Annotated in this window: 17 protein-coding genes; 2 read left to right on the forward strand and 15 right to left on the reverse strand. The window is 57.2% G+C overall.

Annotated features, from left to right (window positions below; translation table 11 throughout):
- From RSE16_12135 to RSE16_12190, 12 genes are all read right to left on the reverse strand, one after another.
- On the reverse strand, nt 1-1,221 hold the full coding sequence (locus RSE16_12135) for a putative peptidoglycan glycosyltransferase FtsW (GenBank protein ID WRH75449.1): 1,221 nt from the start codon (nt 1,219-1,221) through the stop codon (nt 1-3).
- Nucleotides 1,221-2,510 (reverse strand): UDP-N-acetylmuramoyl-L-alanine--D-glutamate ligase, encoded by a 1,290-nt coding sequence (gene murD / locus RSE16_12140; protein WRH75450.1) that lies wholly within the window; start codon nt 2,508-2,510, stop codon nt 1,221-1,223. The genes RSE16_12135 and murD overlap by 1 nt, the downstream gene beginning before the upstream one ends.
- Nucleotides 2,507-3,577: a phospho-N-acetylmuramoyl-pentapeptide-transferase gene (gene mraY, locus RSE16_12145; protein ID WRH75451.1), complete on the reverse strand. Its 1,071-nt coding sequence runs from the start codon at nt 3,575-3,577 to the stop codon at nt 2,507-2,509. Before mraY ends, murD begins: the two co-directional genes overlap by 4 nt.
- On the reverse strand, nt 3,577-4,965 hold the full coding sequence (murF, locus tag RSE16_12150; GenBank protein WRH75452.1) for a UDP-N-acetylmuramoyl-tripeptide--D-alanyl-D-alanine ligase: 1,389 nt from the start codon (nt 4,963-4,965) through the stop codon (nt 3,577-3,579). Before murF ends, mraY begins: the two co-directional genes overlap by 1 nt.
- Entirely contained in the window at nt 4,962-6,389 is a 1,428-nt protein-coding gene (locus tag RSE16_12155) for a UDP-N-acetylmuramoyl-L-alanyl-D-glutamate--2,6-diaminopimelate ligase (protein WRH75453.1), read from the reverse strand. The genes murF and RSE16_12155 overlap by 4 nt, the downstream gene beginning before the upstream one ends.
- On the reverse strand, nt 6,389-8,125 hold the full coding sequence (locus RSE16_12160; protein ID WRH75454.1) for a penicillin-binding protein 2: 1,737 nt from the start codon (nt 8,123-8,125) through the stop codon (nt 6,389-6,391). The genes RSE16_12155 and RSE16_12160 overlap by 1 nt, the downstream gene beginning before the upstream one ends.
- Entirely contained in the window at nt 8,122-8,748 is a 627-nt protein-coding gene (locus RSE16_12165; GenBank protein WRH75455.1) for a hypothetical protein, read from the reverse strand. Before RSE16_12165 ends, RSE16_12160 begins: the two co-directional genes overlap by 4 nt.
- Entirely contained in the window at nt 8,745-9,698 is a 954-nt protein-coding gene (rsmH, locus tag RSE16_12170) for a 16S rRNA (cytosine(1402)-N(4))-methyltransferase RsmH (protein ID WRH75456.1), read from the reverse strand. Before rsmH ends, RSE16_12165 begins: the two co-directional genes overlap by 4 nt.
- On the reverse strand, nt 9,695-10,186 hold the full coding sequence (locus RSE16_12175; protein ID WRH75457.1) for a hypothetical protein: 492 nt from the start codon (nt 10,184-10,186) through the stop codon (nt 9,695-9,697). The genes rsmH and RSE16_12175 overlap by 4 nt, the downstream gene beginning before the upstream one ends.
- 329 nt (nt 10,187-10,515) lie before the next feature.
- Nucleotides 10,516-11,319 carry a hypothetical protein gene (locus tag RSE16_12180; GenBank protein WRH75458.1) on the reverse strand — a complete coding sequence of 268 codons (804 nt, stop codon included), beginning with the start codon at nt 11,317-11,319 and terminating at the stop codon, nt 10,516-10,518.
- A 1-nt stretch (nt 11,320) separates the two neighbouring features.
- A complete protein-coding gene (locus tag RSE16_12185; GenBank protein WRH75459.1) occupies nt 11,321-11,581 on the reverse strand; it encodes a hypothetical protein in 261 nt (86 codons plus the stop codon).
- 34 nt (nt 11,582-11,615) lie between these two features.
- Nucleotides 11,616-12,608 carry a cysteine synthase A gene (locus RSE16_12190; GenBank protein WRH75460.1) on the reverse strand — a complete coding sequence of 331 codons (993 nt, stop codon included), beginning with the start codon at nt 12,606-12,608 and terminating at the stop codon, nt 11,616-11,618.
- Nucleotides 12,609-12,830: 222 nt separating this feature from the next.
- Here RSE16_12190 and RSE16_12195 point away from each other — a divergent pair, with 222 nt between their 5' ends.
- A complete protein-coding gene (locus tag RSE16_12195; protein ID WRH75461.1) occupies nt 12,831-14,996 on the forward strand; it encodes a TonB-dependent receptor in 2,166 nt (721 codons plus the stop codon).
- A gap of 71 nt (nt 14,997-15,067) precedes the next feature.
- Nucleotides 15,068-15,190 carry an entericidin A/B family lipoprotein gene (locus RSE16_12200; protein WRH75462.1) on the forward strand — a complete coding sequence of 41 codons (123 nt, stop codon included), beginning with the start codon at nt 15,068-15,070 and terminating at the stop codon, nt 15,188-15,190.
- Between the two features lie 31 nt (nt 15,191-15,221).
- Here the strand turns inward: RSE16_12200 and tatC are convergent, their stop codons facing one another.
- The 3 genes from tatC to RSE16_12215 are packed head-to-tail and all read right to left on the reverse strand — an operon-like array spanning nt 15,222 to nt 16,590.
- Nucleotides 15,222-16,001, reverse strand: a complete 780-nt coding sequence (tatC, locus tag RSE16_12205; GenBank protein WRH75463.1) for a twin-arginine translocase subunit TatC — start codon at nt 15,999-16,001, stop codon at nt 15,222-15,224.
- Nucleotides 15,998-16,345, reverse strand: a complete 348-nt coding sequence (tatB, locus tag RSE16_12210; GenBank protein WRH75464.1) for a Sec-independent protein translocase protein TatB — start codon at nt 16,343-16,345, stop codon at nt 15,998-16,000. Before tatB ends, tatC begins: the two co-directional genes overlap by 4 nt.
- Before the next feature lie 23 nt (nt 16,346-16,368).
- Nucleotides 16,369-16,590: a twin-arginine translocase TatA/TatE family subunit gene (locus tag RSE16_12215; GenBank protein WRH75465.1), complete on the reverse strand. Its 222-nt coding sequence runs from the start codon at nt 16,588-16,590 to the stop codon at nt 16,369-16,371.
- Between the last annotated feature and the right edge of the window lie 67 nt (nt 16,591-16,657).

Below are 16,657 nucleotides of genomic sequence, written 5' to 3' on the forward strand. Positions count from 1 at the left end.
TCAACGCCCATTCCCGATATAGGGAGACTGGTCAAGAAAAGGGTTGCGCCGCGTTAGCGCAAGCAACAGCCCGCAGCACAAGCACAGTGCCAACGTCGACGACCCGCCATAGCTGATGAATGGCAAGGTCATACCCTTTGATGGGAAAATCCCGAGATTAACCGCGATATTGATCATTGCCTGACCGCAAAATTGTGCGGCAAGACCAGTCACCGCCAAAAGGATGAACTGGTCCTGCTCATCCAACATACGGACCACGACACGCACAAGGATTGCGAAGAACAGAAACGCAATCACCATACAGGCAATCAGTCCAAACTCCTCGCCAATGACGGAGAAGATATAGTCGGTATGCGCCTCTGGTAAGGCGAATTTACGGGTACCCAGCCCCGGCCCGGTGCCGATCAGGCCGCCTGCGGTGAGCGTCGCCATCGCTAGCTTATCATGGGTGATGCCATCGGTTCCGAACAACCAGGCGTCGATACGCTGCTGTGCCACCGAGTAGAAATTATAAGCCGCAACGATACCAACCACGCCACCAATCACACTTGACCAGAGCAGCTTTGCCTGCACGCCCGAAACCATCATCAATGCAAACCAGATGCCACAGAAAAGGATCGTCTGGCCCAGGTCGGGCTGGAGCATCAGGAACGCGCAAATCAGCCCGGTAAGAAGCATTGTTATCGTGCGGACGGGCAGGCTTGGATCGCGTTGGCGCCAGCTGATCACCCAAGCCATGGTCACGGCATAACATGGCTTCAGAAACTCCGATGGCTGAAAACTCGCAGGACCGAGCCCGAACCAACGCTGTGCGCCATTCACTTCCTTCCCCAAGAGCGGAACCAGCAGCAGCAACCCAAGAAAAATGCAGAAGCCGCCAATCGCTATCCGCTTTGCCTGTTCGCGTGGGTACATCGAAATCACGAACATGAAGGGAATGCCGAGCGCGACCCAAGCAAGTTGTTTGTAGAAGAAATAGAGCGGACTGAGCGTCGCGCTATCGGTCGAAAGCCGCTTTGCTGTTGCCGGCGATCCGGCGGCGACAGCGATCAATCCGATCGCAATCAGCACAAGGATCAACGAAAGCAAGACGCGATCCAGTTCCCAGAACCAGATGCTCAACGGCGACCGGTCGCCGCGCCCTAGACGGTTTGACAAATCGCGCTTGCCGCCAAAACCTGGCGGCAGATTGTTTCCATTGCCCTGCAATATGCCAAACATCACGCACCCCTTTCGCGCAACGAAGCCACTATTTCCCGAAAAGAATCGCCGCGATGCTCGAAATCGCGAAACTGGTCGAACGAAGCGCAGGCCGGCGAAAGCAATATTGTCTCGTTCGACTTGGCAGCCGCAGCAGCCGCATTGGTAGCCGTTTCAAGATCAACATAGACCGAAACCTCAACCTTACCGTCCAGCAAAGCGGCCAGCTTTGCGCCATCCTGCCCAAAGGCATAGGCCGCGCGCACATTCGCAATATGTTGCAGGCAGGCGTCAAGATCATCGCCCTTTGCCTGCCCACCAAGGAGCCAATGGATCGCCGGATATGCGCCCAGTGCAGGTGCCGTCGACGTCGGATTGGTTGCTTTGCTGTCGTTGACGTAAAGGACGCCGCCTATTTCGCCAAGCGGCTCCATCCGGTGCGATAGCCCGGGATAACTTGCCAGCCCGACCTCGATCGTTTGCGCATCAATTCCGAGAGCCGCGCAGGCAGCAATTGCACAGGCGACATTCTGGGCATTGTGCGGGCCCTTGAGCGCTGGCCAGCGCGACTGGTCAGTCACATCCTTTGCCGACACCCGCTTCAGCCTATGATGCACGCGGCTTGCGATCATCCGGCACGGATCGTCATCGACGGCGATCACCGAAAGTCTGTCCGCATGCTGCATGAGGAACAAGCGTTCCTTTGCAGCGGCATAATCCATAAAGCTGTCATAGCGGTCGAGATGATCGGGCGTGATGTTGGTCAGCACCGCAATGTCACAATCCAGGCTCTGCGTCAGATCGATTTGGAAGCTCGACAGTTCAAGAACATAGACCCCGCCTTCGGGCAAGGGATCGCGCGACAGGATCGGAAGGCCGATATTCCCGCCCATTAGCGTCGGCAAACCTGCAGTCTTGACCATATGGTGCAGCAGCGCGGTGGTGGTCGACTTGCCATTGGTGCCGGTTATGCCGATTACCTTGTGTGGGGGCAGTGTGGCGCGCGCTTGGGCAAATAATTCAACATCGCCGATGATCGGCACATTCGCATCACGCGCCCGGTTGGTAATCGGATGGCTGTTGAGCGGCACACCCGGCGACAAGACCAATCCGTCAAAGCCTGAAAGGTCGATCTGCATCGGATCAGCAAGTTCGACGTTGCCTTCGACCTGCGCCCGTGCCTCTGCTTTGCTGTCCCACGCGGTGATCTGCGCGCCGCTTGCAAGCAGCGCACGAAGCGTCGCAAGGCCGGAACGGGCAAGACCGAGGACGATGTAGCGTTTTCCGCGAAAGGCCTCCGATAGGATCATCTCAGCTTTAGTGTCGCCAATCCTGCCAGTGCTAGCACGAACGAAATGATCCAGAAACGAATCACGACCGTCGATTCGGGCCATCCCAATTGTTCGAAATGGTGGTGGATAGGTGCCATGCGGAATACTCGCCGCCCAGTTCGTTTGAACCAGAAAACCTGTATGACCACCGATAGCGCTTCAATGACGAAGAGACCGCCAATAATTGCGAGCACAAATTCATGGTGCGCAACTACTGCGATCGCACCCAGCGTGCCACCAAGCGCGAGACTGCCCGTGTCGCCCATGAACACCGCAGCCGGCGGAGCATTGAACCATAGAAAGGCAAGGCCTGCACCGATAATCGCACCGCACAGGATAGAGAGATCCCCTGCCCCGAGAAAGAAGGGAATGCCCAGATATTCCGCATAACGCACATTGCCCACCAGATAGGCGATAAGCATGAATGCAAGCGAGGCAATGATCACCGGCATGGTCGCCAATCCGTCAAGCCCATCCGTTAGGTTCACGGCATTGCCAAAGGCAACGATCACAAATGCGCCAAATGGAATGTACCAGTAGCCAAGGTCGGCAACCGGGCCATTGACGAACGGGAAATAGAGCTTTCCACCCGACTGGTGGACGATCAAGGCGACGGCGGCGCCTGCGATGATGAATTCAATCAGCAGGCGCAGCTTACCGGAAACCCCTGCTGTGCTGCGCTTTTTGACCTTGTCATAATCGTCCATAAAACCGACAAGTCCGAAGCCGAGCATCACGACAATGCAAGCCCAGACATAAGTGTTGGATAGATCCATCCAGAGCAGCATCGATATCGCAATCGATGTAAGGATCATCAGCCCACCCATGGTGGGTGTACCTACCTTGGCAAGATGGGTCTGCGGACCATCTGAGCGGATCGGCTGCCCCTTGCCCTGTCGGACTCTCAGCATGCTTATGAAGCGCGGCCCAATGATCAGTCCGATCAGGAAGGCCGTGCCTACCGCCGCCCCGGATCGAAAGGTCAAATAGCGGAAAAGGTTTAGAAATCCCGCAAAATCAAAATATTCGGCAAGCCAATAAAGCATTAATCCCCTCCGCCGAGCATTGCCTCGACCACCGCAGACAAGCCCACGGAATTAGACCCCTTGATCAATATGGCATCGCCTGCGCGCGTTTCATCGCGCAACCGTTGCGATGCTTCACCAATTGAGCCGCAATGGGCGAATTTACCCGCCCATGCAATCTCGCCGGCCAACGCTTCGGCGAGTGGAGCCATCTCTTCGCCGACAACCAACAACAAGTTTACATTTGCTGACTCTAACGGTTGCTGCAGCGCACGGTGAAATTCGGGCGACTGCGCGCCCAGTTCCTTCATCGCACCGAGTACGGCGATGCGCCTATCTGCTGATGCATTGCCCAGCCCAGTCAATGTAGCCGCCATCGATGCCGGATTGGCATTGTAGCTTTCATCAATCAGCAAAGCGGTGCCACCAGGAACCACAATATGGTGCCGCGCGCCGCGACCGGCAAGGCCGCCCATATCGGCAAGCGCCAGACCCGCAACCGCAAGGTCGCCGCCAACAGCCTGAACCGCGGCCAGGACCGCAAGCGAATTGGACACCCAATGTTCGCCCGGTTGCGATAGTTCATATTGCAGCATCGTGCCGGGTAACTTCGCCGTTACAAGACTTCCTCCGGCGCTATTGGTCATATGGTCGATGCAACGGACATCGGCGCTTTCGGAAAAACCGAAACTGACGATGTTCGATGTGTATTTGCGGGCATGATCCAACAGGCGGGGATAATGGGGATTGTCGGCAGGGATGATAGCTACACCACCTGGTTCGAGCCCTTCAAAAATCTCAGATTTAGCATCTGCAATGCCGCTCTCGTCCTTGAAATTCTCGATATGCGCGGGGGCAATGGTGGTGATGACTGCTACATGCGGACGCACGAAGCGCGTGAGTGCCGAAATCTCATAAGCATGATTCATGCCCATTTCGAACACGCCATATTGGCAATCGCGGGGCATGCGTGAAAGGCTCAGCGGGACGCCAACATGGTTGTTATAGCTTTTGACCGAGCGGTGCACCTTACCCGGGGAGCAACGATCCAGCGCTGCATAGATTGCTTCTTTAGTTCCCGTCTTTCCGGCCGAGCCCGTAACACCGATGATCTTGGCCGACACCCGTGCACGCGATGCTATGCCCAACTGCTCCAACGCGCGCATGGTATCCGGCACTAAAATATTTGGTCCATCAACAGCTTCGCTGACGACCGCTCCGGTCGCGCCGCTGGCAAAAGCCTGCGCGGCAAATCGATGGCCGTCGGAATGTTCGCCCTTCATCGCGAAAAACAGGTCACCGCCGCCGATCTCGCGCGAATCAAACGCAACGCCATTGCATTCGAAAGCACCATTTGCCGTGCCGCTAACCGCTTGCGCGATTTCGTCCGATGTCCAGAGCGCGGTCATGCGGCACATTCTCGCGCTACTTCAACATCATCGAACGGATAAACCTTGTCGCCAATAATCTGGCCCACTTCATGCCCCTTCCCTGCGACAAGGACGATATCCTCTGCCGCTGCCATGCTGATAGCCGCTTCAATGGCCGCCCGACGATCGCCAATGTCTTGCGCGCCTGGCGCGCCTGTCAGGACTTGCCTGCGAATGGTTGCCGGATCTTCGGTCCGCGGATTATCGTCGGTCACGATCACGATGTCGGCATCGCGAACCGCAACTTCGCCCATCAGCGGTCGTTTGCCATTGTCGCGATCACCGCCGGCACCGAACACAAGGATTAACCGCCCCTTGGTGTGCGGGCGCAGTGCAGCAATCGCCGCCTCCAGCCCGTCCGGCGTGTGAGCATAATCGACATAAACCGGGGCGCCGCTGCGGCTGATCGCTGCGCGTTCTAGGCGCCCGCGCACCGGCTGCAGCCGCGATAAATTTGCTATCACTTCCCCCGCCGGGTAACCACTGGCGATGGCAATCCCCGCAGAGACAAGCGCATTGGCTGCCTGATAGGCACCGATCAATGGCAACTTCACCTTATGCGGCTCGCCCTGCACGGTGATATTGAGAGTCTGGCCTAACTGGGTCGGCTCCCGGCTGACAAGCCGTATGCCGTCGCCCTGTTCGCCGACAGTAATCAACCGTAGCGGGCGCTGTTTCGCTCGTTCGATCGCCCGGTGCGACCAAAGATCGTCCGCCCAAATGACAGCGGTTCCATCCACATCTGCCACTTCGTCAAACAGCCGCATCTTGGCTTCGAAATAGGCATCCATTGTACCATGATAATCAAGGTGATCGCGGCTCAGATTGGTAAAGGCGACGATCGGAACCGGCACGCCGCCGATACGATATTGATCAAGCCCGTGGCTCGAAGCTTCAAAGATTGCATGGCTCACGCCCTCTCGCGCAAGCCCCGCCAGATTGGAGAGAAAAGTCACGATATCGGGCGTGGTCAGCCCGGTGCGGACGCTTTCGTCGGCTGTCGTGACACCTAATGTACCGATTGAGGCGGCATTATGCCCCGACATGCGCCACAATTGCCGCGTGAGTTCAGCCGTGGAGGTTTTGCCATTGGTACCAGTGACCGCGGCAAGGCTGCGCGGAAACGGCTTGAAGAAACGCGCGGCAATTTCGGCGAAGCTTTTGCGCGGATTATCGCTCGCAATGTGCACTGCTCCGCTGACCACCGCTTCGGGACGGGCAACCACGGCAATCGCGCCGGCGGCAATGGCAGCACCAATAAAATCCTCACCGTTAAACGTAGCACCAACAAAAGCGCCAAAAACTGAACCGGCTGCGACTTTCCGATGATCGATTGCAAAACCTGTTACGCGCAGGGAACCGGCATCATCTGCCAGCCCGTCGATCACATTGTCGAGGCGCATCAGGTATTACCTTTGGGCGACCAAAGGAGTGGCATAAGTTCGGACACATCGACATCGCGATGCGTGTCTGGAATGATCCCTAGTTGCGGACCAATGCGTTCGACGGTGCGGCGCACGATCGGAGCCGCTGTCCAGCCTGCGGTACGCTGGAATCCCGTCTCAGCCGTGCCTTTGGGTTCGTCTACCATAGCGATGATGATATAACGGGGATTATCCATCGGAAAAGCCGCCGCGAAGGTGGAGACGACAAGATTCCGTGCATAACCTCCCTCATTGGGCTTTTCTGCGGAGCCGGTCTTGCCGCCAACGCGATATCCTGCCGCATCGGCCTTTTTACCAGTACCATCGACAACGATCATACGCAGCAACTGGCGCATCCGCGCACTGGTTGCAGCGCTGAACACCCGGCGACCGATCGGCTTATGCCCAGGCTTTGCCTTATGTAGCGTTGCAGGATGCCAGATACCGCCATTGACCATCGCGCCATATGCTGACGCCAAATGCAGCGGCGTCACCGACATGCCATGTCCATAACCGACGGTCATCGTGGTTACGCGGCCCCAATTTGCCGGCCATAAAGGCTTTGCCCGTTCGGCCAGTTCGATCGAAGGGCGCTTGTCGAATTCCATGTTGCGCAGCATCCGTTCAAGCCTTTGCTGACCCAACCCGTCGGCAATGCGCGCGGTTACGATATTCGAACTGTGCACCAGCGTTTCCGGCACGTTGAGCCACCGACCCGCAGGATGGGTATCGCGGATCCGGAAACCGGCGATTTGCAGCGGTGCTGTGGCGTCGTAGCGCAGAGCAAGATTACGCACCGTTCCCGCATCCAGCGCTGCAGCAACGGTCAACGGCTTAAAGGTTGAACCCAGTTCAAAAACACGGTTGGTCACGAAATTGGTCTGGCGGCTGATAGGATAGCGTCCGTCAACAATGACCTGGCCATTATCAGGGATATTGGCAAAGCTGGGACGATTGGGATTGAACGATGGCAGGCTGGCCATTGCCAGCACCTCGCCCGTCTGGGAATCAAGGATGATGCCTGCAGCGCCTTTGGCGCCGGTTGCAATCATGCCATTGGCGAGTTCGATTTCGAGCGCTGCCTGAACGCGCACATCGAGCGACAGTTCAACCGGCTTTCCGCGGCTCTCGCTGGACCGCAGATGCTTATCCATCACCCGTTCCATGCCCAATGCACCCTTGCCATCGCGACTTACAAAGCCAAGGACATGCGCCGCCAATTCATGCTGCGGATAAAGCCGGGTACTTTCACGTGGAAATTCGATCGCGATTTCACCCAGATCGTGCACCGCGCGCACCTCCTCGGGAAGTGCGCGTTTGCGCAAATAGCTGGGCGTTTTGGCGGTGAGCTTCGCGAAAAATTCCGCCTCGCTGGTGTCGGGAAAGATGCGCGACAGACCGGCGGCGAGCTCCTTTGGGTCATTGACCAATTCGCTCGGCTTTACCCAGATCGCATAGCCCTGAATCGTTCGGGCCAGCGGCGCACCATTGCGGTCGACAATATCGCCTCGCTCCGGAACAAAACTGACCGGCGTTGCACCAAATGCACGATTACCTTCGAAGATCGCCAGAATCGCCAACCGGCCCACGACCAGCAACAGGAATACGCCAAACAGGCCCACCAAAACAAGCAGCCGCCAATATGCTATGGCGGCCTGAACCTTTGTCGCATTGATCGCATGGCGGGTTTGCGGACGAACAACAAAGGCCGTCATTGTGATCTACGCTCCCGGTCGGATCGGGTCTGGATTTCACGCATCAGATTATCAGAAAGCAATTTTTCGTCGATATTTGCAAGCCGCTCTGTACGGGTTTGCGTTTTTGCCTTGGCAGCTGGCTGAGCAGCGGGCTTTTCCTTCGCAGGCACTGCAACTTTCGGGGAAGATTTTTCGCTTGATGAAGGCAGAAGCGCCGAAGCAGTGCGCACGATTGCAGGGGCCACATCGTCAATGTCGGTCGGTGCCGATGGGACGGCACCAACGCTGCCCACTTCGCCTGCAGGCATGTCGACTGCAACCAGCACTGGCTTTACGCCTTCAGCTGCACCGCCAATGCTAGCCAGGCCACGTTCGCCATCAATGAATTGGTCGGCGCGGGGCGGCTCGTAACCGTAAAGTAGCTGATTCCACTCTTCGAGTTGCGCGACACTGGCTCGGGTGCGGATCTCAGCCTGCAAAAAACTGATTTCCTGGCGAGTTTCGAGAATGTCACGATCGATCCGCGTCAGATCGCTATGCAGCGCGGCGACATTGAGCGACAGCGGGTAGAGGAGCACGGCTACCATGAACACAAGCGCAAGCCAGCCAATATTCTTGAGGCGCTTCATTGCCAGGGTCATGCTGCAAGCTCCTGCTGATCCCAGACCGGTGCCGCCGTGCGGATGGCGGAACGCAATGTGGATGAACGAGCGCGCGGGTTCGCGGCAATTTCGCGCGCTCCCGGACGGATGGCCTTGGCCGGTTTTTCGAATGTAGGCTCGTTCGCAGCCTTGACGATGGGCATATGACGTGATCCCGATGCTGTCGATCCGCTGCGGTCGCGCAGAAACTGCTTCACGATCCGGTCTTCCAGACTGTGAAAGCTGACGATCACAAGGCGGCCACCGGGCTTCAGGATGCGCTCGGCAGCGGCCAGACCTGCAGTCAGTTCGTCAAGTTCGCGGTTCACATGGATACGCAGCGCCTGAAAGGTGCGCGTCGCGGGGTCTTTGGGAGCACCAGGACGATGACCGAGTGCTTTGCGGACGATTTCCGCAAGACGCGTGGTCGTATCGATCGGGCGTGCAGCGACAATCGCGCGCGCGATGCGCCGCGACTTCGGCTCTTCGCCATAGAGAAAGATGACATTCGCGATTTCGGCCTCGTCGGCAGTGTTGACGAAATCCGCCGCGCTTTCCCCTGACTGGCTCATGCGCATGTCAAGCGGCCCTTCCTTCTGGAAAGAAAAGCCGCGGTCAGCCTGATCGATCTGCATCGAGGATACGCCGATATCGAGGACGACGGCGTCCACCTGAGTAACGCCAGCTTCGGCCAGCCGCTTATCCATTTCGGAAAAGCAGGCGGAGTGGAAGCGCAAGGCACCACCACTCCGCTCTGCAAGGTCAGCACCTGCCGCAAGCGCATCGGGGTCGCGATCAAATGCATGAACGCGCGCGCCTGCAGCCAAGATAGCCCGGCTGTAACCGCCTGCACCAAAGGTGCCATCCACAACATCTGAACCAGGGGTGATGGCCAGAGCGTGAATCACTTCATCCAGAAGGACTGGAATATGAGGAGAAGGCTGCGTCATTTGCCGCGCCTTCCATGTTCGCCCAGCCAATATTCCAGCTCTTCGCGAACATGCGCGAAAGCAGGCGGGGCGGAATCCATAAATATTTCCGGGTTCCACAGCATGAAATGCGTTGTGGCCCCGAAGAAAAAGGCCTTTTCATTCAGTCGACCGAAATGGCGAAGCATCGGCTGGAGTACGAAGCGGCCGCTGCTTTCAAAGGCTGTTTCAAAAATCGAGGACGCGACAACACCGGCCGTTTCGCGATCAAATTCACCGCCACGCTCGACCGCAGCCTTCCACTGGGTCTCGATATCTTCCCGCAATTTCTGGCGTTCGGCGCGACCATAGCCGATCAGGCAGGGTAGGCTGGGATGACGCGCGAGGCAGACAATATTCTCGCCAGACGCCTGCGCCACAGTATCGCGCAGCTCTGCAGGAATGGTGACGCGCCCCTTGCCATCGATCGTCGACAGTCCGGAACCGGCATAGACAACGAAGGAAGACACGTACCCGAAGACCCCTCACCTGCTTGGGCAAATCCTCCTTGTCGCAAAGGCCGCATAGCCTTTGCGATGACGCTCCTGCGAACGCACGACATATTGGATTCCACCCCGGAATAAGGGGGTCATACCAAGGGAAAACGTGGGTGAAAAGAGGGATTCTATGGGACTAAAGTACAAAAACTACATAAATATCTGTTTTTATTATATTTAAATATTTCACTGCTGTCATAATAGCTCGATCAAGGACCTGAACCACTTCCCAAAAAATAACTCATCATATTGTTTTTACATAATTAATTTCAACGCCGTTGTCGGCTTCCCATAATTTCCCATCAAATCCCGGCGCGACCTACAACACGCTCACCCGCGCGGAGTCGGCCGATCGCCCAAATCAGCCATTCGATGTTATCGCTGGTATCAACACCAGGAATTGCCGACTGCCACATACTTGCCTCCAGCATGTCGGCATCAGCCACAAGGATGGCTTGCCCCTTTCCCGGTCGGCATTCCGCCATATATCTCCCCAGATCGATACGGCAGTTGGCGCTGCCTTTCGCGTCTTCAATCGCCTGCCAAATCCCAGGCGAGGCCAGCTTTACATCATGGTCTGACAGATTTGCAGCAACGACCGCGCCCTCGGCATCCATCGGGAAAGCAAGTTCGAGGCCCCAATATTGAAAAAGTGGCGACAGCAGCGATGTAAACAATGGACGGTCCGGATCGCCGATCGGCTGCTCGCTCGGCCATTGCAGCGCCGGGTCGGCAAATAACAGCAAGCGCCCGCCAGCGCGGACCCATTTATCCAACCGCACCATTTCATCGGGCGACAGGGCGCGTGGCTGTATCAACAGGGCAATGTCGGGCCGCCCCGCCTGGATCTGCGCCACGGAGTCAACGAAGCTAACTGATCCCGCCTCTGACAGGCGAGCAATGAGCGGATCGGGCCGCCCCCGGCCCTGCGCAACCGCGGCAATATCACCCTCGCCCCATTGCAACGGCACGCTGGACAGAACGGTGATCTTCGTTGTCGACGGCGCCTCATTGGCGCGGCATAGAAAAAACCATGCACCAGCAAGTGCAATCGCCACGCACAAGCCGGCCGGCACAATTGCCCAAAGCCATTTCCATCGCGGCATTTTATCGCGGCGCCGACTGCGCAGCCTTTGCGGTTTCGGGGTTTTCCTCGACCACAGGCGTCACGCCCAGTTCGGCTAGGGGTTCGTCCTTGAGCTTAGCCGGCCCGCCGGCCGCAGGTGCGCCTTCCACCGCAGTGGAGGTATTCCTGGACGGCACCCGTTCCAATATCAAATTGGCAATATAGACGAACAGCAGCACGGCCAGCAGGCCTAATACACCCACTTGAATGCGCTGGAGGGCAGATACATTTGAACGCGCCATGGTTACTCCTGCAACAAGGATGGATCGGTTTTAGTCAATAGTCCAGTTGCCATGGCATAGGCGCCAAACCCTTTGCCTGCATCCATTGAGGGTTATAAAGCGTCGAAAGATAACGAAAACCAGTGTCGCACAGGATCGTTGCGATCCGCTTGCCCGGACCCAATTGCCGCGCCAATTCAACCGCGCCCGCAACGTTGATGCCCGACGACAGTCCGAGGCATAGCCCCTCTTCTGCTAGCAGCCGGCGCACCCAGACCAAACCGTCTTCGTCCGAAATGCGAAATTGCGTGTCGATCGGCGCGCCTTCCAGATTTGCGGTAATCCGGCCCTGCCCGATGCCCTCGGCGACCGAATTGCCCTCTGCCCGCAATTCGCCATGGGCATAAAAGTTGTAAAGCGCAGCGCCGTGTGGATCGCTGAGCGCGATGGTAACCGCCTCATCCTTTGCTTTCAGCCCCAGACCGACGCCCGCTATCGTACCGCCGGTGCCCGCTGCACAGGTGAAGCCATCGATCCGACCATCCATCTGCGCCCAGATTTCTTCAGCCGTGGTTTCAATATGTGCCTTGCGGTTGGCGATGTTATCGAACTGGTTCGCCCAGACGGCATTTTCTGTTTCTTCGGCGATACGGCGTGATGTGTGGACGAAATGGCCGGGGTTGGAAAACGGAGCAGCGGGCACCAGCACCAGTTGTGCACCAAGCGCACGCAGCGTGTCCTTTTTCTCCTGGCTTTGCGTTTCGGGCATGACAATGATCGTGCGATAGCCAAGCGCGTTTCCAACGAGCGCGAGCCCGATGCCGGTGTTCCCGGCCGTTCCCTCGACAATCGTGCCGCCGGTCTTGAGTAACCCCTGCGCTTCTGCATCGCGGACGATGAAAAGCGCCGCCCGGTCTTTCACCGACGCCCCGGGGTTGGCAAATTCGCACTTGCCATAGATTTCGCAACCGGTTTCCGCACTCGGCCCCTTCAGCAGGACCAGCGGCGTATTTCCGATAAGATCAAGTGTGGATGCAATAGCAGTCATACTGCTTTCGTTAGTTGCGGTTGCAACTCTGTGCAAGCGGCGCCGGCCTAATTTGGAAAAAGGTTACCAGGGAAAACGTCAACTTTTCCTGCCTCAATCTCTCGTCGCGTCTTAATGCCCGTTCATCGAGACTCTACGAAAATGTCTTGATATGTTATAACATTGGAATTAGCAGGTATCCAGATCAATTGGTCGAAACACACAATCAATCCACGGAGCATCATGAAAAAAGCCGTTCTCCTTCGCAGCGCTGCATTCGCTGCTGTCGCACTTTCTGCAGTGCACGCACCAGCCTATGCGCAAAATGCGGAGACCGCGAACGCAGCCGATGAGGCTGACGAAGACGACGATTTTCACCGCACCGGCGAGATTGTTGTCACTGCCCCCTATTTTGAGAAGCTCGATCTGCTGGCAGGCACCTCTGCCCTTGCCGGAGAAGATCTCGCCCAACAATCACGCGGCCAGATCGGTGATACGCTGACATCCCTTCCCGGCATTTCTGCGACAAGCTTTAGCCCCGGATCGTCGCGCCCGGTCTTGCGCGGCTTTCAGGGCAATCGCGTCGCGGTGTTGACAGACGGCATTGGCAATATCGACGCGTCGAATACCTCGGCTGACCACGCCGTGACGATCGAAACACTGACCACCGAGCGGATAGAGGTATTGCGCGGACCGGCGGTATTGCTTTTCGGCGGCCAAGCTGTGGGCGGCGCGGTCAACGCAATCGACAAACGCATTCCCCGTTCAATCCCCGAGGCCCCGGCGCATGTTGACGTGCTGGGCGGCTATGGCAGCGCAGCGAGTGAATGGTCGGGCGGCGCGTCGGTTGACGTGGCTTTGGCCAACCGCATTGTCGTCCATGTCGACGGTAGCTATCGCAAAAGCGACGATATGCGCATCGGCGGTTATCAACTCTCCCCCGAGCTTCGCAAAGAGGTACTCGAACTCGCCGATGAAGAGGCTACCGAGGGCCATCTCGACGAAGCCGAGGAATTGCGGGAGGCTGCTGAAAATCGCGGGCGCATTCCCAACAGTGCCGTCGAAAGCTGGAGCGCGGGCGTTGGCGCGGCCTTTATCGGTGAACGCGGCAATCTTGGTGCGTCGTTCAGCATTTACGACACAAGCTACGGCATTCCCTCGCGCCCGGGCACCGCGCACGCCCATGGCGGTGCAGAAGCGAGTGCCGGCGAAAAAATCGCGATGGGCGCAAAGGGTGAAGAAGACGTCACAATCGGGCTACGCCAATATCGCGCCGACCTCCGCGGCGAGGTCGAAACCGGCGGGGACTTTATCGAGAAACTGACATTCCGGGCAGGCTATGCCGACTATTCACACACGGAATTTGAAGGCGACGAAATCGGCACCGTCTTCAACAGCGACGGCATTGAAGCCCGTTTCGAAGCCGTGCAGGCAAATCGTAACGGTTGGCGCGGGGCCAGCGGCGTCCAGTATCTGACACGCGATTTCGAGGCTATCGGCGCCGAAGCATTTGTGCCGCCTAACCGAACACGCCAATTGGGTCTTTTCACATTCCAAGAATATGGCTGGGACAATTTCGAAATCGAGGGCGCCTTGCGCTATGACAGCGTCACGCAAGAAGCGCAGACGCGGGGCCTCGAACGGACCTTTAACAATGTATCAGCCGCCATGGGTGCCGCCTATCTATTCAGCAGCCTGAAGCTGGGCTTGAACGCATCGCGCACCGCGCGAGCCCCAGCAGTCGAAGAACTGTTCTCCGATGGACCGCATATCGCAACCCAGGCCTATGAAATCGGCGACCCCACGCTCGGCAGCGAGAGGGCATGGAATCTCGAGCTTTATGCTCGCTACGACAGCTCGAATGTGAAAGCGACAGCAACCGTCTATTCAAACTGGTTCAGTAACTTCATCTATGAAGACGCTACCGGCACCGAAGAGGATAATCTGCCGGTTTTCCAATATTTCCAAAACAAGGCCCGCTTTTGGGGCTTCGAGGCCGAACTCTCGGCGCGACTGGGCCAGATCGGCGGCTTTGACTTTGTGGTCGATGGGGTTGCCGACCATACGCGTGCAACCATTTCGAATGGCGGCGGGCCCGTTCCGCGCATCCCGCCGCTCCGCCTGCTGGGCGGCGCCGAACTGAAAAGCGGTGCGCTTGATCTGCGCGGTGAAGTGGAATGGTCAGCCGATCAGAATCGGACGGCAGCCTTCGAAACCGACACGGCGGGCTTCACTATGGTCAACGCTTCAGTCAGTTGGCGACCCCTTGGCGCGAACCGAAATATTGTGTTCATCGCGTCGGCCAACAATATCTTCGATGTAACCGCCCGCCGCGCCGCGTCGTTCACCAAGGATTTTGTGCCGCTTTCTGGACGTGATTTCCGACTCACCGCAAGATTGAGCTTTTGATACCGCAACTCATCTGGCGTTAAGGAAGTACTGCGCACTGTTATGCGAATAACAGAAAAGAGGAATTCAACATGCGCAAGATCATCGCTGCATCACTGATCGCCGCCAGCCTTTTGCTGTCCGCGTGCAACACCGTGAAGGGCCTTGGCAGGGATATCGAATCGGTTGGCGAAGCCGGCGACCGCGCGATTTAACGCAGAGGTGCCGGGAAGGCCCTAGGCTACCTTACGCAGGTTCGCCTTCGTCTTCGGCAGCGGCGTCAACCTCTTGTGTGCGCTTCTTGTGCGTGAAGCGAATGGCGATCAGCGCAAGTTCGTATAACAGACAGAGCGGGATTGCGAGCAGCAGCTGTGAGATAATGTCTGGCGGGGTCAAAACCGCCGCAGCCACGAACGCGCCAACAATTGCGTAACGCCGGCCATCCCTCAACTGTTCGTAAGTTACAATGCCAGCCCGCTCCAGCAGCATCAGCAACACCGGCAGCTGGAACGCAACGCCAAAGCCGAAAATGAAGGTGGTCGAAAAGTTCAGATAATTGCCAACGCCGGGCAAGGCCTCTTGCGTTACTCCGCCGACATTGCCTTCAAATCCGAGAAGAAAGCGCAAGGCAACGGGCATTGCGCCGAAATAGGCCATGCTGGCGCCCATGCCGAACAATATCGGCGTCATAAGCAGAAAAGGCAGGAAAGCCTTTTTTTCTTTCCTGTAAAGGCCTGGCGCAATGAACCGCCACATCTGGGTAGCGAAAACCGGAAAGCTCACCATCAGCGCCGCGAAAAGGCCGACCTTCACCTGAACGAAAAACGCTTCGAAGATATCTGTATAAATCAACCGGTCATGCCCGATATTCTTCAGCGGCTGCACGAGCCAGCCATAAATCGTCTGAGCGAAATAGAAGCAAATGCCAAAGGCAATTGCGAGCGCGAGCACGCACCAGAGCAAGCGGTTGCGCAGCTCGATCAAATGATCAAGCAAGGGCATTTTGCTATCTTCAAGCTCGCTCACGGCTTCGGGTCTGCCTTCGCATCAGCGTCCTTGGCAGGATCAGGCTCTATGTCAGGCGGCGGCAGCGAATCATATTGGCGCACACTTGAGTTGTCGGTGACCGGATCGGCAGAAAATTCGCGCATGATGCGTTGATTTTCTGCGGCCCATTTCTTCTCGAGTTCCTCAATTTCAGATTGCCGAACCATTTCATCGAGTCCGCTGCGGAAATGCGCAGCCATGCGCCGCGCCTTACTCAGCCAATTGCCGACAGCGCGCAGGACGCGCGGCAGATCCTTAGGACCGATCACCAGTAGGGCAATCAGCGCGACAAGGATCAATTCGCTGGAAGCGATGTCAAACATGCGGTTTCAGCGCCTTCGCAGGTTCAACTGGTCTTATCAGTCTGCTTTTCGGCGTCGACAACGGTCGGCTGCGGGCTTTCGATGCGCGCCGCGGGCTTGGAATCTTCGTCTTCGGCCATGCCTTTTTTGAATTCCTTGATGCCCTTTGCGACATCACCCATCATGCCGGAAAAACGACCGCGGCCGAAAAGCAGCAAGATGATAATGCCGACCACCAGCCAATGCCAGATACTAAAACTTCCCATTTTTCAAACTCCTAGCGGGGATTTTTTCCCTTCACGAACCTCGCGGCCGCTATATTGCACTTGCGGT

Source organism: Sphingobium sp. (assembly GCA_035196065.1).
In the GTDB taxonomy this organism is placed as follows: domain Bacteria; phylum Pseudomonadota; class Alphaproteobacteria; order Sphingomonadales; family Sphingomonadaceae; genus Sphingorhabdus_B; species Sphingorhabdus_B rara.